Annotated in this window: 10 protein-coding genes; 6 read left to right on the top strand and 4 right to left on the bottom strand. The window is 76.5% G+C overall.

Features of this window, described 5'->3' with window-relative positions:
* Positions 1–47 precede the first annotated feature (47 nt).
* From ACI8AK_RS06065 to ppk2, 4 genes are all read left to right on the top strand, one after another.
* Positions 48–4,952, top strand: a complete 4,905-nt coding sequence (locus ACI8AK_RS06065; RefSeq protein ID WP_456955509.1) for an NAD-glutamate dehydrogenase — start codon at positions 48–50, stop codon at positions 4,950–4,952.
* A gap of 206 nt (positions 4,953–5,158) precedes the next feature.
* The gene (locus tag ACI8AK_RS06070) at positions 5,159–6,502 is read left to right on the top strand and encodes an alkaline phosphatase (RefSeq protein WP_456955510.1); all 1,344 of its coding nucleotides are present in this window, start codon (positions 5,159–5,161) and stop codon (positions 6,500–6,502) included.
* A 164-nt stretch (positions 6,503–6,666) separates the two neighbouring features.
* Complete coding sequence (locus ACI8AK_RS06075) at positions 6,667–7,392, top strand: lysophospholipid acyltransferase family protein (protein ID WP_387991832.1); 726 nt, start codon at positions 6,667–6,669, stop codon at positions 7,390–7,392.
* A gap of 21 nt (positions 7,393–7,413) precedes the next feature.
* Positions 7,414–8,466 carry a polyphosphate kinase 2 gene (gene ppk2 / locus ACI8AK_RS06080; protein WP_456955511.1) on the top strand — a complete coding sequence of 351 codons (1,053 nt, stop codon included), beginning with the start codon at positions 7,414–7,416 and terminating at the stop codon, positions 8,464–8,466.
* Between the two features lie 60 nt (positions 8,467–8,526).
* Here the strand turns inward: ppk2 and ACI8AK_RS06085 are convergent, their stop codons facing one another.
* The gene (locus ACI8AK_RS06085; RefSeq protein WP_456955513.1) at positions 8,527–9,954 is read right to left on the bottom strand and encodes an amidase; all 1,428 of its coding nucleotides are present in this window, start codon (positions 9,952–9,954) and stop codon (positions 8,527–8,529) included.
* A gap of 64 nt (positions 9,955–10,018) precedes the next feature.
* Between ACI8AK_RS06085 and ACI8AK_RS06090 the strand changes: the two genes are divergently transcribed.
* A complete protein-coding gene (locus ACI8AK_RS06090; RefSeq protein ID WP_387991823.1) occupies positions 10,019–11,728 on the top strand; it encodes a DEAD/DEAH box helicase in 1,710 nt (569 codons plus the stop codon).
* 9 nt (positions 11,729–11,737) lie between these two features.
* Here the strand turns inward: ACI8AK_RS06090 and ACI8AK_RS06095 are convergent, their stop codons facing one another.
* The 3 genes from ACI8AK_RS06095 to yaaA form a co-directional block, all read right to left on the bottom strand.
* The gene (locus ACI8AK_RS06095) at positions 11,738–12,187 is read right to left on the bottom strand and encodes an iron chaperone (RefSeq protein WP_387991820.1); all 450 of its coding nucleotides are present in this window, start codon (positions 12,185–12,187) and stop codon (positions 11,738–11,740) included.
* A 195-nt stretch (positions 12,188–12,382) separates the two neighbouring features.
* Positions 12,383–14,995 (bottom strand): SpoIIE family protein phosphatase, encoded by a 2,613-nt coding sequence (locus ACI8AK_RS06100; RefSeq protein WP_387991817.1) that lies wholly within the window; start codon positions 14,993–14,995, stop codon positions 12,383–12,385.
* A gap of 157 nt (positions 14,996–15,152) precedes the next feature.
* A complete protein-coding gene (gene yaaA / locus ACI8AK_RS06105) occupies positions 15,153–15,902 on the bottom strand; it encodes a peroxide stress protein YaaA (protein ID WP_456955514.1) in 750 nt (249 codons plus the stop codon).
* 220 nt (positions 15,903–16,122) lie between these two features.
* Here yaaA and fdhA point away from each other — a divergent pair, with 220 nt between their 5' ends.
* Positions 16,123–17,340 carry a formaldehyde dehydrogenase, glutathione-independent gene (fdhA, locus tag ACI8AK_RS06110; protein WP_387991811.1) on the top strand — a complete coding sequence of 406 codons (1,218 nt, stop codon included), beginning with the start codon at positions 16,123–16,125 and terminating at the stop codon, positions 17,338–17,340.
* The last annotated feature ends 61 nt before the right edge of the window (positions 17,341–17,401 follow it).

Here is a 17,401-nt window from a genome sequence, read left to right on the forward strand (position 1 = left end):
CCGCGTCGCGCTGACGAGGTGGCACGGGCGGGTTAGCGTCGCCGGACATGAGCACCACCGGCGTGGACACCGTCGTCCCCGACCGACCGGAGGACGACGTCCCGCCGGGACTGGTCGCCCTCGAGGCCGCCAACGAGGAGAAGCGGGCCCTGCTCGCCGAGGCCGCGCGCGCCGCCGCCGACGACGCCGACGGCGGGCCCGACCTGCCCGCCGGGTGCGGCACCGCGGACCTCCCGGCCCTGCTGCAGCGCTACTACTGGAGCGAGCCGGCCGCCGAGGTCCTCGGGCACGACCCGGCCGACCTCGCCGGGCTGGCCCTGCGCCACCTCCGGCTGGCCGGCGTCCGGGCGCAGGGCGCGGCCACCGTCGTCGTCGAGCGGCTGGGCGACGGGCGCGGGCTGCTGCTCGTCGTCACCGACGACATGCCCTTCCTCGTCGACTCGGTGACCGCCGAGGTGGTCCGGCAGGGCGTGGGGCTGCAGCACGTCGTGCACCCCGTGGTCGTGGTCCGGCGGGACGTCTCCGGCGTGCTGCGGGCCTTCTGCGACAGCCCCGGCACGGCCGTGGCCCGCTGCGGCCCCGACGCGCTGGCCGAGTCGTGGATGGCCGCCGTCCTGGACGGCCCGCTCGACGACGAGGCCGCCGGTGACCTGGTCGCCGGGCTGCGCACCGTGCTCGCCGACGTCCGCGCCGTCGACGAGGACGCCCCGCGCACCGCCGCCCGCGCGCTGGAGCTGGCCACCCGGCTGGAGGAGCGCGGCAGCGCCGACACCGCCGACCCGGCCGACGACCCCGCCGAGGCCGCGGCCCTGCTGCGCTGGCTGGCCGACGGCAACTTCGTGTTCCTCGGCGCCCGCGAGGTCGAGGTCGGGACCGCCGTGCGCGCCGTCCCCGGCACCGGCCTGGGCGTCCTGCGCAGCGACACCGGGACCGCGCTGCCGGAGGCCGCCGGCCCGCTGGGCCCGGCGCTGCTGACGGTCACCAAGGCCGACATCCGCTCGACGGTGCACCGCCGCGCCTGGCTGGACCTGGTCGCGGTGACCGAGCCCGCCGACGGCGACCGCCCCGCCCGCCAGCACCGGCTGGTCGGGCTGTTGCCCTCCGCGGCCGCGGCGGCCAACGTCCGCGACGTGCCGCTGGTGCGCCGCCGCGTCGCCGAGGTGGTCGAGGGCTCCGGCGTGCCGGCCGACAGCCACACCGGCAAGACGCTGGTCGACGTCCTGGACACCCTGCCGCGCGACGAGCTGTTCCAGGCGTCGGCCGCCGAGTTGCTGCCGGTGGCGCTGGCCGTGCTCTACCTGCAGGAGCGCCGGCAGACCCGGCTGTTCCTCCGCCTCGACCCCTACGGCCGGTTCTGGTCCGCGCTGGTCTACCTGCCGCGCGACCGCTACACGACCGAGGTCCGCCTGGCGATGCAGCGGCTGCTGCTGTCCCGCCTGGGCGGCCGGGACATCGAGTTCACCGCCCGCTCCACCGAGTCGGTGCTGGCCCGGCTGCACTTCGTCGTCCGGCTGCCGGTGGGCCGGGGCGGGACGCCGGCGCTGCCCGACGTCGACGCGGAGGCGCTGCAGCAGGAGCTCGCGGCCGTCGCCCGCAGCTGGACCGACGACCTGTCCGACGCCCTGGCCGAGCGGTACGGCCCGGACGGCGACCAGGTCCTCGCCCGCATCGCCGACGCCTTCCCGGCCGCCTACCAGGAGGACTTCCCGGCGGCGACGGCCGTCGAGGACCTCGCCCGCCTCGACGCGCTGCCGCCCGGCGAGCTCGGCCTGCGGCTGCGCCGACCGCGCGGTGCCGACGCCACCGAGCCGCGGCTGACCGTCTACCGGGTGGGGGAGCGGCTGCTGCTGTCCGACGTGCTGCCGGTGCTGCAGCACATGGGCGTCGACGTCGTCGACGAGCGGCCCTACGAGATCGACCGGATCGGCGCCCCACCGGCCTGGATCTACGACTTCGGGCTGACCGCCCCCGGCGGGGAGCTGCCCTTCCCCGGCTCGCTGCCCGAGCGGTTCACCGAGGCGGTCGCCGCGGTGTGGCGCGGCGACGCCGAGGACGACGGCCTGGGCGCGCTGGTGCTGCTGGCCGGGCTCAACTGGCGGCAGGTGACGGTCGTGCGCGCCTACGTGCAGTGGCTGCGCCAGGCCGGGCTGCCCTTCGGCCAGCGGTACGTGGAGACGACGCTGGCCGCCCACCCCGACGTCGTCGCGCGGCTGGTGGCGCTGTTCGAGACCCGGTTCTCGCCCGGGCGCGAGGCCGGCCGGGCCACCCGCCAGGAGGCGCTGGCCGCGTCGCTGCGCGAGGCCATCGGCCGGGTCGACACCCTCGACGCCGACCGCGTGCTCACCAGCCTGCTGGCCGCCGTCCTCGCCACCCAGCGCACCACCTACTACGCGGGCGGGCCGCTGGCGATCAAGCTCGACTGCCGGACGGTCCCCGACCTGCCCGAGCCGCGCCCGGCCCGCGAGGTGTTCGTCAGCTCCCCGCGGGTGATGGGCGTGCACCTGCGGTTCGGCGCGGTGGCCCGCGGCGGGCTGCGCTGGTCCGACCGCCGCGAGGACCTGCGCACCGAGGTCCTCGGCCTGGTCAAGGCGCAGATGGTGAAGAACACCGTCATCGTGCCCACCGGCGCCAAGGGCGGCTTCGTCGTCCGCAACCCCCCACCGGAGGGCGCCTCCCGCGAGGAGGTCCTGGCCGAGGGCCAGGCCTGCTACCGGCTGTTCATCGGCGCGCTGCTGTCGCTCACCGACGACCTGGTGGGCGGGAAGGTCGTGCCCCCGGAGCGGGTGGTCCGCCACGACGGCGACGACGCCTACCTCGTCGTCGCCGCGGACAAGGGGACGGCGACCTTCTCCGACATCGCCAACGCCGTCGCGCTCGAGCGCGGGTTCTGGCTCGGCGACGCCTTCGCCTCCGGCGGCTCGGTCGGCTACGACCACAAGGCCATGGGCATCACCGCCCGCGGCGCGTGGGAGTCGGTGACCCGCCACTTCCGCGAGCTCGGCGTCGACGTGCAGAGCCAGGAGTTCACCGTCGTCGGCATCGGCGACATGAGCGGCGACGTCTTCGGCAACGGGATGCTGCTGTCCGAGCACATCAGGCTGGTGGCCGCCTTCGACCACCGCCACGTGTTCGTCGACCCCACCCCCGACGCCGCGACGTCCTACGCCGAGCGCCGGCGGCTGTTCGACCTGCCCCGCTCGTCGTGGGCCGACTACGACCCCGCGCTGATCAGCGCGGGCGGCGGCGTGTGGCCGCGGACGGCCAAGGCGATCCCGGTCAGCGAGCCGATGCGGGCCGCGCTCGGCCTCGACGCCGACGTCGACACGCTCTCCCCGGTGGAGCTCGTCCGCGCGGTGCTGCTGGCCCCGGTGGACCTGCTGTTCAACGGCGGCATCGGCACCTACGTCAAGGCCGCCACCGAGAGCCACCTCGACGTCGGCGACAAGGCCAACGACGCCGTCCGGGTCGACGGCCACCGGCTGCGCGTGCGCGTGGTGGGGGAGGGCGGCAACCTCGGCCTCACCCAGCGCGGGCGGGTGGAGTACGCGCTGGCCGGCGGCCGGGTGAACACCGACGCCATCGACAACTCCGCGGGCGTGGACACCTCCGACCACGAGGTGAACATCAAGATCGCGCTCAACGAGGTGGTGGAGGCCGGCGTGCTCGACGCCGACGGCCGCGCCGCGCTGCTGGCCGACATGACCGAGGAGGTCGCGGCGGCCGTCCTCACCGACAACCACGCGCAGAACGCCGCGCTCGCCGTCGAGGTGACCTCCGCGCGCAGCCTGCTCGACGCGCACGAGCGGTTCATCCGGGCGCTGGAGCGGTCGGGGCGGCTGGTCCGCGCGGTCGAGGCGCTGCCCGACGACCGGGCGCTCGCCCAGCGGCGCCGCGACGGGCACGCGCTGACCAGCCCCGAGCTGTCGGTGCTGCTGGCCTACGCCAAGCTCGAGGCGGGCGACGCCGTCCTCGGCTCCGACCTGCCCGACGACCCCGCCCTGGCCCGGCTGCTGCGCGAGTACTTCCCGGTCCCGCTGCGCGAGCGGTTCCCCGACGCGGTCGAGGCCCACCCGCTGCGCCGGGAGATCACCGCCACCGCGCTGACCAACCGGGCGGTCAACACCGCCGGCGTGACCGGGCTGTTCCGGCTGGCCGAGGAGAGCGGGCTCGACCTCGCCGCCGTCGTCCGGGCGCACGCGGTGGCCCGCGCGGTGTTCGACGTCGACCGGCTGTGGGACGCCGTCCGGCCGCTGGACAACCGGGTGCCCGCGCCGGTGCAGGTGGAGCTGCGCACCGAGGCGACCCGGCTGGCCGAGCGGGCGGCGCGGTGGCTGCTGCGGCTGCCCGAGATCGGCGCGCACCCCGCGGCGGGGATCGCCGCCCTCACCGAGCGGTTCGCCGGCCCCGTGGCGGCGGTGCGGGCCGGCCTGCCGGGCTGGCTGCTGGGCCACGAGGCCGCCGCCTACGCCGAGCGGGCGCGGCGGCTGCAGGCCGCGGGCGTGCCGGCCGGGCTGGCGGGCGAGCTGGCGGCCGCGCCGCTGCTGCCGACGGCCCTCGACCTGGCCGTCGTCGCCGAGCGCACCGGCGCGCCGATCGAGCTGGCCGGGCGGGTCACCGAGGAGCTGGCCGAGCGGCTGGCGCTGGTGCCGCTGCGGGAGCTCGTGACGGCGCTGCCCCGGGACCGGCGCTGGCCGTCGATGGCCCGCGCGGCGCTGCGCGACGACCTGGCCGCCGAGCAGGCCGAGCTCGCCGTCGAGGTGCTGGCCGGGCGGGGGAGCGGGAACGACGCCTCCCCCGATGCCACGACCCTGGTCGCGGGCTGGGTGGAGGGCTGGGACCCCGCCCAGCGGCGGGCCGCGGCCCAGCTCGCGGACATCGCCGCCGGCGACCGGCACGACCTGCCCGAGCTGCTGGTCGCCGTCCGGACCCTGCGGGGCCTGCGCCGCCGCTGACCACCGGAGCCGCCACCGGGCGCCGGCTGGGAGGCGGCTGTGCGGTCGCTGTGAGGGGTCGGTCCGTCACGGTCCGACCGGACCGGCCGCGACCCGGAACGCCGGTGGTGCGTCGCCTGCGCGAGTGACCCGGGTCACGTCCCACGGTGGGGCGTCCCCCGGGCGGTGCGACCGGTCGCCGGGGGCCCGGCGACGAGAGGACGACCATGACCGACCCGAGGACAGGACGGCGGCTGCGGACGGCCACCGTGGTGGCGGTGGCCGGCGGCACGCTCGCGCTGCTGCCCCTGACGGGGGCGTTCGCCGGTGGGGGCGGATCCGCGCACGGCGGCGGAGGACACGGCGGCGGCCACGCGGACGGGCACCCGCGCAGCGTCATCTTCATCACCGGCGACGGCATGGGCGCCGCCCACCGCGAGGCCGCCCGGCTCGACCAGGTCGGCTTCGACGGGCAGCTGGCGATGGACTCGCTGCCGATCGCCGGCCTGCAGACCACCGACGCGCGGGACCCGGAGGACACGGTCACCGACTCCGCGGCCGGGGCGTCGGCCTGGGCCACCGGCGTGAAGACCTACAACGGGGCGATCAGCGTCGACGTCGACGGCGAGCCGCTGCCGACCGTCGGGCAGCAGGTGGAGGACGCGGGCCTGGCCGGCGGCATCGTGACCACCGCGCAGGTCACCGACGCCAGCCCCGCGGCGTTCTTCGCCAACAGCACCGACCGTGCCGCGCAGGACGACATCGCCCGCCAGTACCTGGAGCGCAGCCGGCCCGAGGTGGTCCTCGGCGGTGGCGAGGACTGGTGGCTGCCCGCCGGCGACGAGGGCACCCACCCGCCGCGCACCGGCGACACGGAGGACCCGGAGGTGTCCCGCAGCACCCAGGGCGACCTGGTCGCGCGGGCGCGGGCGCAGGGCTACGAGTACGTGAGCACCGCCGAGGAGTTCGCCGCCGCCGGCTCCGGCCCGCTGCTCGGGCTGTTCGCCAACGAGGAGATGTTCCAGCAGCGGCCCGAGGGCCAGGGCGACGAGTTCGACCCCGCCGTGTCGCTCGCCGACATGACCACCAAGGCCCTCGACGTCCTCTCCCAGGACGAGGACGGCTTCTTCCTCCTCGTCGAGGAGGAGGCCGTCGACGAGATGGCGCACAACGACAACGGCACCCGCGTGCTCGAGGCCATGCGGTCCCTCGACGCGGCCGTCGCGGTGGCCCGGGCGTACGTGGCCGAGCACCCGGACACGCTGCTGGTCGTGACCGGCGACCACGAGACCGGTGGGCTCGCCATCGAGGACGTCGACCCCGAGGACGAGAGCGGCCCGGGCGGGACCCTCGACCCGTCGATCGCGGGCGGCACCGAGTCCGGCGAGGACGGCCCGTTCGCCGTCGCCGGCACCGGGGGCGCCCACGACTTCGCCCTCGACTGGACGACGACCGCGCACACCGGCGTCCCGACCGTCGTCACCGCGGAGGGCCCGGGCAGCGAGGACCTGACCGGCTACTACCCGAACACCCACCTGTACGACGTCGTGACGTCGGTGCTGTTCGGCTGAGCGCACCACCCCGGGGCCCGGGGCCGGCGCACCGCCGGTCCCGGGCCCCGGCCGTGGAGGGGTTCCCCGGGCCGTCGCGGGATCTCCGCACCGGCGTCACCCGGCGGACACCCGGGGCACCGACCCTGGCGCGCGGATCCCCGTCCCGGAACCTGGAGGGCCCCGTGGACCACGGCACCCCGTCCCCCGCCCGCACCGCGATGACCCCGGTGCTCGCCCGCACCGCGATGACCCCGGTGCTCGCCCGCACCGCCGTCCGCGCCGCCACCGCGACCTGGGGCGGCGCGCGCCGGCAGCAGCGGCTGCGGGTGTGCACCGCCGCCGACCTGCTCCTGGCGCGGGGCCTGCGCGTGCGGGTGGTCAACCCGGCGCTCGCCTGGCCGCGCGGCCCCCGGCTCGTCGTCGCCAACGCCGCCGGCTGGACCGACGTCCTCGCGCTGGCCACCGTCGTCCCCGGCACCCCGGTGGTCGACGCCGCGCTGGCCGGCACCCCGCTGCTGCGCGCGCTCGCCCGCCGGGGCGGGCTGCTGGTCGACGACGGCAGCGGCGCCGTCCGCGCCGGGGTCACGGCCCTGCTGCGCGCCGGGGGCACGGTCACCGCGCACCCCGGCGGCCCGGCGGAGGGGGACGACCCCGGCCGGTTCCGCGCCCGCGCGCTCGCCCCCGCCGTCGACGCGCAGGCCGCCGTCTGCCCGGTCGCCGTCCGCGAGGTGGACGGCGGCGTCGTCGAGGTCCACCTGCTGCCCGCCCTCGCGCCCGGCCGCGACGCCCGGGCGCTGGCCGCGCTCGCCGAGTACGCCGTCGCGCACGTGCTCGAGTCCGGGGCGCCCGCCCCGTCGCGCCCCGGGCGTGCCCGGTCCAGGGTGGGGTACGGCCGGTCCCGGACGTGACCGACCCGGGAGGGGGACCCCGTGCAGCCCGACACCGCCGTCGACCGCGATGCCGCGCAGGAAGGTGCCGCGCAGGAAGAGGCCGTGCAGGACCGGGGAGGGGACCCTCCCGGCACCACCGAGGCGCCGAAGGAGGCCGAGGTCCTCGACCTGAGCCGCTGGCGGCTCAACGCCCTGCCCGACGAGGACAGCGACGAGGACTGGGACGACGACCGCGAGCTGTTCGACCCCGAGGGGCGGCGGGTCGAGACCTGGCGCGAGGGCTACCCCTACACCGAGCGCATGGAGCGCCGGGAGTACGAGATCGAGAAGCGCCGCCTGCAGATCGAGCTGCTGCACATGCAGAGCTGGGTGAAGGACACCGGGCAGAAGCTGGTCATCGTCTTCGAGGGGCGGGACGCCGCGGGCAAGGGCGGCACGATCAAGCGGTTCACCGAGCACCTCAACCCGCGCGGGGCCCGCGTGGTGGCGCTGGACAAGCCCTCCGAGCGCGAGCAGACGCAGTGGTACTTCCAGCGCTACGTGCAGCACCTGCCCGCGGCCGGCGAGATCGTGATGTTCGACCGGTCCTGGTACAACCGCGCCGGCGTCGAGCGGGTGATGGGCTACTGCACCGACGAGCAGTACCGGCAGTTCCTGCAGGACGCGCCGGAGTTCGAGCGGATGCTCGTCGACAGCGGCATCCTGCTGTTCAAGCTCTGGTTCTCGGTGTCCCGCGGGGAGCAGCGCAGCCGCTTCGTCGTGCGGCAGATCGACCCGGTGCGGCAGTGGAAGCTCTCGCCCACCGACCTCGCCAGCCTCGGCAAGTGGGACGCCTACACCGAGGCGAAGGAGGCGATGTTCCTCCACACCGACACGCAGCACGCGCCGTGGACGGTCATCAAGAGCAACGACAAGAAGCGCGCCCGGCTCGAGGCGATGCGGCACGTGCTGTGCCGGCTGGACTACGACGACAAGGACTGCGACGTCGTCGGGGACCCCGACCCGCTGATCGTCGGCTCGGCCGCCGACGTGCTGGAGGAGTCCTCCGACACCCCTATCGCCCCGCCGCCGCCCCGGGCGGTCCGTCGCTGAGGCCGTCGCTGCCCTCGTCTGCGGCTCTCTAGCGCCGGGGCTAGAGAGCCGCAGACGGCGTCAGAGCGTGGGCAGGCGGGGCGTCCCGAGCACCTGCTCGAGCGCGGCGGCCACCTCCAGCAGGCGCAGGTCGGCCCGCGGCGCGGCGACCACCTGCAGGCCCACCGGCAGGCCGTCGCCGGTGTACCCGCCGGGCAGCGACAGCGCCGGGCACCCGGTGGCCGAGACCAGCGTGCAGGAGCGCATCCAGCCCAGGTAGTCCGCCTGCGGCACGCCCGCGACCTCGGTGGGGTACTCCTGCTCCACCGGGAACGGCAGCACCTGGGTGGTCGGCGCCAGCAGCACGTCGAAGCGGTCGAAGAAGCCGACCACCTGCTCGTGCAGCCGGGTGTGCGCGAGCTCGGCCCGGGCGACGTCGGCCCCGCTGAGCGCCGCCCCGCGCGCGGCGTTGCGCCGGATGGCCTCCTTCACCTGCTCCGGCGAGCGGCGCACCACCTCGCCGTAGGTGGCCTCGAACAGCCAGGCCCGCAGCGTGCCGAACACCTCGTCGGCCTCGCGCAGGTCGGGGCAGGCCTCCTCGACGACGGCGCCCTGCGCCTCGAGCAGCCGCGGCACCCCCGCCAGCGCGCCCGTGACCTCCGGCTCGACCGGCACCAGCCCGCCGAGGTCCGGCGTCCAGGCCACCCGCAGGCCGCGCAGCTCCGCCGGGCGCGGCGCGGCGAACGACGCGCCGTCCTCGGACAGCGCGATCGGCACCCGCGGGTCGGGCCCGGCGATCGCCGACAGCGTCAGCGCGACGTCGCCGACCGTGCGGCCCATCGGCCCCTGCACCGACAGCGTCGCCCAGCCCAGCCCGGCGGGCCAGGTCGGCACCCGCCCGGGCGTGGGCCGCAGCCCGACGACGCCGCAGAACGCCGCCGGGTTGCGCAGCGAGCCGCCCATGTCGCTGCCCTCGGCCACCGGCACCAGCCCCGCGGCGAGCGCGGCCGCCGCGCCGCCGCTGGACCCGCCGGCCGACAGCCCGTGCCGCCACGGGTTGTGCGTGGCGCCGAAGAGCGGGTTGAACGTGTGCGAGCCGGCCGCGAACTCCGGCACGTTGGTCTTGCCCACCCGGACCGCGCCGGCCCGGCGCAGCCGCTCGACGACGAGCTCGTCGCGCGCCGGGACGGTGTCCGCGTGCAGCGGCGAGCCCCAGGTGGTCCGCATGCCGCCGGTGGCGTGGGTGTCCTTGTGCGCCACCGGCAGGCCGTGCAGCGGGCCGACCTCCTCCCCGGCCGCCAGCGCGGCGTCGGCGGCGTCGGCCGCGGCCCGGGCGCCCTCGGCGTCCAGGGTGACGATCGCGTTGACCTGCGGGTCGATCCGCTCGATGCGCGCCAGGTGCGCCTCCAGCAGCTCGCGCGCCGAGACCTCCTTCCCGCGCACGAGCGCGGCCAGCTCGGTGGCCGGGAGCAGGCAGAGGTCGTCGTCGACGGCGGGTGCGGGGGTCACCGGGGGAGGGTGCCACGCCGGGGTGCCGTGCCGGGGGTGGGCCACCGTGCCGGACACTGGGCGGGTGGACGGCGAGGACACCCAGCAGCAGGCCGACGAGACGGTTGCCCCCGACGGCGGGACCTTCGCCGACCTCGGCCTGCGGCCGGAGCTCCTGGCGGCGCTGTCGCGCCTCGGCTACGAGGAGCCGACCCCGATCCAGCGCGAGGCGGTGCCGCCGATGGTCGCCGGCCGCGACCTGCTCGGCCAGGCCGCCACCGGCACCGGCAAGACCGCCGCCTACGCGCTGCCGGTGCTGCAGCGGCTGCCCGACGACCGCCCCGGCGGCGACCCGCTGGCCCTGGTCCTGGTGCCCACCCGCGAGCTGGCCATCCAGGTGTCGGAGGCGCTGCACCGCTACGGCCGCGACCTCGGCGCCCGGGTGGTGCCGGTCTACGGCGGCCAGCCGATCCCGCGGCAGCTGCGGGCGCTGGAGGCCGGGGTGGACGTCGTCGTCGCCACCCCCGGGCGGGCGCTGGACCTGCTGCAGCGGGGCAGCCTGCACCTGGGCGGCGTCGCGACCGTGGTGCTCGACGAGGCCGACGAGATGCTCGACATGGGCTTCGCCGAGGACCTCGAGGCGCTGCTGGACGAGGTGCCCGAGGAGCGGCAGACGGTGCTGTTCAGCGCCACGATGCCGCGCCGGCTCGACAGCATGGCCCGCCGCCACCTGCGCGACCCCCTGCGCATCCAGGTCGCCCGCGAGGTGCCGGTGGCGGGTGAGGCGCCGCGGGTCCGGCAGACGGCGTTCGTCGTCGCCCGGGCGGCCAAGCCGGCGGCGCTGGGCCGGGTCCTCGACGTCGAGAGCCCGACGGCGGCCATCGTCTTCTGCCGCACCCGCGACGAGGTCGACGACCTCACCGAGACGCTCAACGGCCGCGGCTACCGCGCCGAGGCGCTGCACGGCGGGATGAGCCAGGAGCAGCGGGACCGGGTGATGGGCCGGCTGCGGTCGGGCACCGCGGAGCTGCTGGTGGCCACCGACGTCGCCGCCCGCGGGCTGGACGTCGAGCAGCTCACCCACGTCGTCAACTACGACGTCCCGGCCGCGGCGGAGACCTACGTGCACCGCATCGGCCGGGTCGGCCGCGCCGGCCGCGAGGGCGTGGCGATCACGCTGGTCGAGCCGCGGGCCCACCGGATGCTCAAGACGATCGAGCGGGTCACCGGCGCGCCGATCCACGTGGAACGCGTCCCCACGGTCGCCGACCTGCGGGCCCGCCGGCTGGAGCTGACCCGCGCCGCGCTGCGGGAGAGCCTGCTCGGCGACGACCTCGAGCGGTTCCGCGCCGTCGTCGAGACGCTCACCGACGAGTTCGACGTCGTGGAGGTGGCCCTGGCGGCGGTCAAGCTCGCCCACGAGGCCACCACCGGCCCGGACGACGACGAGGAGATCCCCGAGGTCACCCTGCGCCCGGAGCGCCCGCGGCGGGACGGCGACCGCGGTGACCGGGGCCAGGGCCGCCCGCCGCGCTCCCGGTCGGGCGGCGGCGACACCGAGCGGGTGTTCATCGGCGCCGGCCGCAGCGCCGGCGTCCGCCCGGGCGACCTGGTCGGCGCGATCGCGGGGGAGACCGGGCTGCGCGGCCGCGACGTCGGCGCGATCGAGATCGCCGAGCGGTTCAGCCTGGTCGAGGTGCCCGCCGCCGCCGCCGAGGAGGTCGTCACCGCGCTGCGCGCCAGCACGGTCAAGGGCCGGAAGGTGACCGTCCGCCGGGACAGGCAGCGGGAGTGACGGACCCGGTCAGGCGGTGGCGGTCCGCACCAGCGCGGTGACCCGCTCCTCCACCTCGGGACTCCAGCCCGTCAGCGCGAACGACACCGGCCAGAGGTCGCCGTCGTCGAGCCTCGCGGGGTCGTTGAAGCCGAGGGTCGCGTAGCGGGAGCCGAACTTGCCGGCGTCCTGGAAGAAGACGACGACCTTGCCGTCCGCGTCGGCGTAGGCGGGCATGCCGTACCAGGTCCTGGGGGCCAGGTGAGGGGCGTGCGTGGTGACCACCACGTGCACCCGCTCGGCGAGCGCCCGGTCCCCGGGGTCCATGGCCGCGATCCGGTCCAGGACGGCCTGCAGGCCGTCGGCCCGCTTCGCGCCCCTCCTCCCCTCGGCGCGCAGCTCGGCGGCGCGCTCCTTCATCGCGGCGCGCTCCTCGGCGGTGAAGCCGGTGGACTCCTGCTCGACGTCCTCCGTGGGCATCTCCAGCTCCCTCGGTGCTCTGCGGGGTCGTGCCACCGACGCTAGGGAGGGGCGGGTGCCGGGGGCTTCTCGATTCCTGACCGGATCCGGCGCCGGGCCTGCGCGGGACGAGCGCGGGGCCGGCGGGCCCTCCGGACCGCCGAGGGCCCGCCGGAGTGCTCAGCCTCGCCGGAGTGCTCAGCCTCGCCGGAGTGCTCAGCGCAGCGTCGGGCTCGCCGGGTCCTCGGGGACGACGTCGGGCACCCGGTTGGGGCCGGCGTCGGGCGGGCGCGGCCGGTCCTGCGGGTGCAGCCGGACCGCGACGAGCGCGACGTCGTCCTCGGGCCGGCCGTCCACCAGCCGGTACAGCACCTCGTCGAGCAGGTCGTCCAGCCGCTGCCCGGCGAGTTCCCGCAGCGCCTCGCGCAGCCGGGCCATGCCGGCGTCGAGGTCGGCGTCGCGGCGTTCGATGAGCCCGTCGGTGAACAGCAGCACGGTGGCGCCGCGGTCGAGGGTGACCACCGACTCCTCGCGGCGGGCGTCCGGGTCGACGCCGAGCAGCAGGTCGCCGCGCCAGGTGGCCAGCTCGGCCACGCTGCCGTCGGGGTTGATGACCAGCGGCGGCAGGTGCCCGGCGTTGGCCCAGCGCATCCGGGTGACGCCGCGCTCCCGCTCGTCCTGGGTCTGCTCGAAGCGGGCCACGGTGGCGGTGGCGAGGACGCGGGTCTGCAGCACGGCCATCGAGGCGTCCAGGCCGCGCAGCACCTCGCCGGGGCCGGCGTCGCTGTAGGTGGCGATGCCCCGCAGCAGGGCCCGCAGCTGCCCCATCGCGGCCGCGGCCTCGGTGTCGTGGCCGACGACGTCGCCGATGACCAGCATCGTCGCGCCGCCGGGCTGCAGGAACGCGTCGTACCAGTCCCCGCCGACCCGCGCGGCCTCGGCGGCCGGCAGGTAGCGGACGGCGATCTGGGCGTGGTCGGGCTCGGGCGGCTCGGTGAGCAGGCTGCGCTGCAGCCCCTCGGCGAGCGCCCGCTGCTGGCCGTAGAGGCGGGCGTTGTCCAGCGCCAGGCCGGCCCGGTCGGCGACGTCCTGGGCGGTGGCCAGGTCCTCGTCGCGCGGCGTCCAGCCCGCCCGCCAGTACAGCGTCATGACGCCGAGCGTGCGGTCGCGGCCGCGCAGCGGGATCGCGATCGCCGACTCGGGGGCCAGCGCGGTCAGCAGGTCGCGGGCGTCGCCCTCGGTGAGCAGGTCGCGCACGGCCTCGCCGCGCTCCATCACCGGCTCGCCGGTGAGCAGGGCGCGCATCAGCGGCGCGGTCGCCGGCATCGCGTCGAGCCGGACCGCGGCGTAGCGCTCCACCAGGGCGCGCTGCGAGGGGACGGCGTGCCAGTGCCCGACGTCGCGCGGGCGGCCGTCGGGGTCGACGACGGTGACGATGCACCAGTCGGCCAGCGCCGGGACCACCAGCCGCGGCAGGTGCCCGGTCGCGGTCTGGGGGTCGAGCGCGCCGGCGAGCTCGGCGCTGACCTGGGCCAGCAGGGCCAGCCGCTGGGCGGCGCGCTCGGCGCGGTCCTGCACGCGGCGGCGCTCGGTGACCTCGAGGAAGTAGACCGACAGTCCCTCGGGGCTGGGCCAGGCGCGCAGCTCGTACCAGCCGTTGAGCGGCGCCGGGTAGTGCGCGTCGAACTGCACCGGCGTCCCGGTGCGCACGGCGGCGCGGTAGTTCTCCTCGAACGCGCTGGCGACCGCGGCCGGGAACGCCGTCCACAGCTCCTGGCCGATCAGCTCCTCGCGGCTGCGGCCCAGCAGCCGCTCGGCCTCGGCGTTGACGTGCGTGAACCGCCACTCGCGGTCGAGGGAGTAGAAGCCGGCCGGCATGGCCTCGAGCACGCGGGTGACCCGCATGCCCGCGGCCCGCTCGGCGGTGGTGTCGTAGGCGGCGCCGAGCACGCGGGTCGCCGCGCCGCGCTCGTCGGCCAGCGTGCGACCGCGGGCCTGCACCCAGCGGGTCTCGCCGCCCGGCCAGACCACGCGGTACTCGGCCTCGTAGTCGCCGCGGCTGTCGATGCTGGCCTGCAGCGCGTCCGTGACCCGCGGCAGGTCGTCGGGGTGGACCCGCGCGTTGAAGTCCTCGATGGTGCCGCCGAACTCCTCGGGCGCGTACCCGAACATCTCGACCAGCCGCGCGTCCCAGGTCAGCTCCCCGGTGACCAGGTCCCAGTCGAACGTGCCGATCCCGGCGGCGTCGATGGCCAGGCCCCAGCGCAGCCGGTCGCTCTCGTACTCGGTGCGCAGCGCCGCGAGCTCCAGCTCCGTGACGGCGGCTGCGGCGAGCTGGCGCAGGGTGGCGACGTCGGTGTCCGACCACGACCGCGGGGCGGGGGCGACGACGCACAGGACGCCGACCGTGTGGCCGGCGGAGTCGACCAGCGGGACGCCGAGGTAGGCGCCCACGGCCCCGGCGGCCACCTGCGGCAGCTCGGCCGCGCGGGGCTCGGCGTGGGCGTCGGGCACGACGAGGGGCGCGCGCTCGGCGGCGGCGACGGCGCAGGCGGTCGTCTCGAGCGGGACCTCGCTGCCGACCGTGCCCGGCGGCAGCCCGGCGCCGCTGACGACCACCTGGACGTCGTCGAGGAGGGACAGCTGGGCGACCGGGGCGCCGACCAGCCGGGCGGCGAGCTCGGCGAGGCGGTCGAGGACGACGCTGGCGTCATGCAGCCGCAACCGGCGCGCGGCCTCGGTGCGTGGGCGGTCGGCCTTGAGCAGTTCGGCGGCGTCGCGCAGACCCGGGACGTGCGGCTCCCCGGGGAGCTCAGACGTGTCGTCCACCGAAACCCTTCGCCCGGCTCGCGGCCGACTCCTCGTACACCGGCGGTCCGGCCGGTTCTGGGTCCGCACGCCGTGTACATCGTAAGCGACGCCTCATGCGGCCAACAGGGATCACGGGACGAACCCTTCGCCGTCACGCGACGTGACGACGCGCCCCTCATGCCGCCGTGGGCAGGACCAGGGTCAGCGCGTCCGCGCCGTCGTGTTCCACGTGCAACCCCGCCCGCCGCAGCAGCGTCCGCACCCGGCCCGCGTCGTCCGGCTCCGCCGTCGTCGTGGCCAGCAGGCGGGTCACCCGGCCCTTGTGGGCCTTGTTGGCGTGACTGACCACGGTCCGGCTGCCGTCGGCCCGCTCGCTCAGGACGTCGACGGTGACCGCGCCCGGGACGGGGGCCAGCGCCTGGTAGGCCCCGCTGCGCAGGTCGACGACGAGCTCACCGGAGTCCGCGAGCACCGGGCCGAGGAGCGGGCGCCACAGGGTGCGGAGGGTGGGCAGCCCGGGGAGCGCGGAGCCCGCGGACAGCCGGTAGGCCGGGATGGCGTCGGTGGCGCGGACCAGGCCGAACAGCGCCGACCCGACGGCGAGCCGGCGGTCGGCCCGGGCCCGCTGCGCGCGCGTCAGGGTGCGGACGGCGAGGGCGTCGTAGAGGACGCCGGTGTAGCGCTCGAGCGCGGGCCTGGTGGGGCTGGTGCACAGTGCGGCGTTGCGGGCCAGCTCGGCGTCCTGGCCGGGGGACAGGCCCAGCGCGGCGCGGGCGGCGGGCGGGTCGGCGGCCAGCCGGACCAGCGCCTCGACCAGCCGCGCGCGCAGCGGGGTGAGCTCCGGCGTGGAGAGGGCGGTCAGGTCGAGCGGGGCGCCGTCGCCGTCCGGGGACTTGGTCTCCGAGGGCGGGAGCAGTACGAGCACGACCGGCGACGGTACGTCGCAACGTGCCGTGGTCCGGGAAGGGGTCGGTGTCGCCGCCGAGACCGTCCCGTGACCCGGGCCACACTCTTTCCCCGCCGGACCCCGAGACCAGGAGTCCCGTCCTGGCGAGGGGAGCGGCACCAGGGCTGCGCCGGCCGGCGCGGCGACGGAGACGGTGTCCGGCACAGCGCCGTGCCGGCTGCCGAGAGGAGGCACGTCCGTGGCGAACAAGGCGGTCATGTACATGGGTCCGGGCAAGGTCGAGGTCGCGGACCTGGACTACCCGGGGCTCGAGCTCAAGGAGGGACCCGGGGTCAACCCGGCCAACGTCGGCCGCAAGACGCCGCACGGGGTCATCCTGCGGACGGTCGCCACCAACATCTGCGGCAGCGACCAGCACATGGTCCGCGGCCGGACGACGGCGCCCGAGCGGCTCGTCCTCGGCCACGAGATCACCGGCGAGATCGTGGAGAAGGGGCCCGACGTCGAGTTCCTCGAGGTCGGCGACATCGTCAGCGTGCCCTTCAACATCGCCTGCGGCCGCTGTCGCAACTGCAAGGAGGGCAAGACCGGCATCTGCCTGAACGTCAACCCCGACCGCCCCGGCTCCGCTTACGGCTACGTGGACATGGGCGGCTGGACCGGCGGGCAGGCCGAGTACGTGATGGTCCCCTACGCGGACTGGAACTGCCTGAAGTTCCCCGACCGGGACCAGGCGCTGGCGAAGATCCGCGACCTGACGATGCTGTCGGACATCTTCCCGACCGGCTACCACGGCTGCGTCACCGCCGGCGTGGGCACCGGCTCGACGGTCTACATTGCGGGCGCCGGCCCGGTGGGGCTCGCGGCGGCCGCCTCGGCGCAGCTGCTCGGTGCCGCCGTCGTCATCGTCGGCGACCTCAACGCCGACCGGCTGGCCCAGGCCCGCAGCTTCGGCTGCGAGACCGTCGACGTCTCCCAGGGCGACCCGAAGGACCAGATCGACCAGATCCTCGGCACGCCCGAGGTGGACTGCGGCGTCGACGCCGTCGGCTTCGAGGCGCGCGGGCACGGCTCGGACGCCTCCCGCGAGGCGCCGGCCACGGTCCTCAACTCGCTGATGGACATCACGCGGGCCGGCGGCGCGCTGGGCATCCCGGGCCTCTACGTGACCGGCGACCCGGGCGCGGTCGACGACGCGGCGAAGGAGGGGTCGCTGTCGATCCGGCTGGGCCTGGGCTGGGCGAAGTCGCACGCGTTCACCACCGGCCAGTGCCCGGTCATGCGCTACCACCGCCAGCTGATGATGGCGATCCTGCACGACAGGGTGCAGATCGCGAAGGCGGTCAACGCGACGGTGATCCCGCTCGAGGAGGCGCCGCGCGGCTACCAGGAGTTCGACCAGGGCGCGGCGAAGAAGTACGTGCTCGACCCGAACGGCCTCATCCCGGCCGCCTGATCCCGGCCGCCTGGCCCGACGATCATGGCGCCGTGACCGCCGCCGGCCGTCCGGCACGGTC

The sequence above is a fragment of the Geodermatophilus sp. SYSU D00867 genome (genome assembly GCF_054050315.1).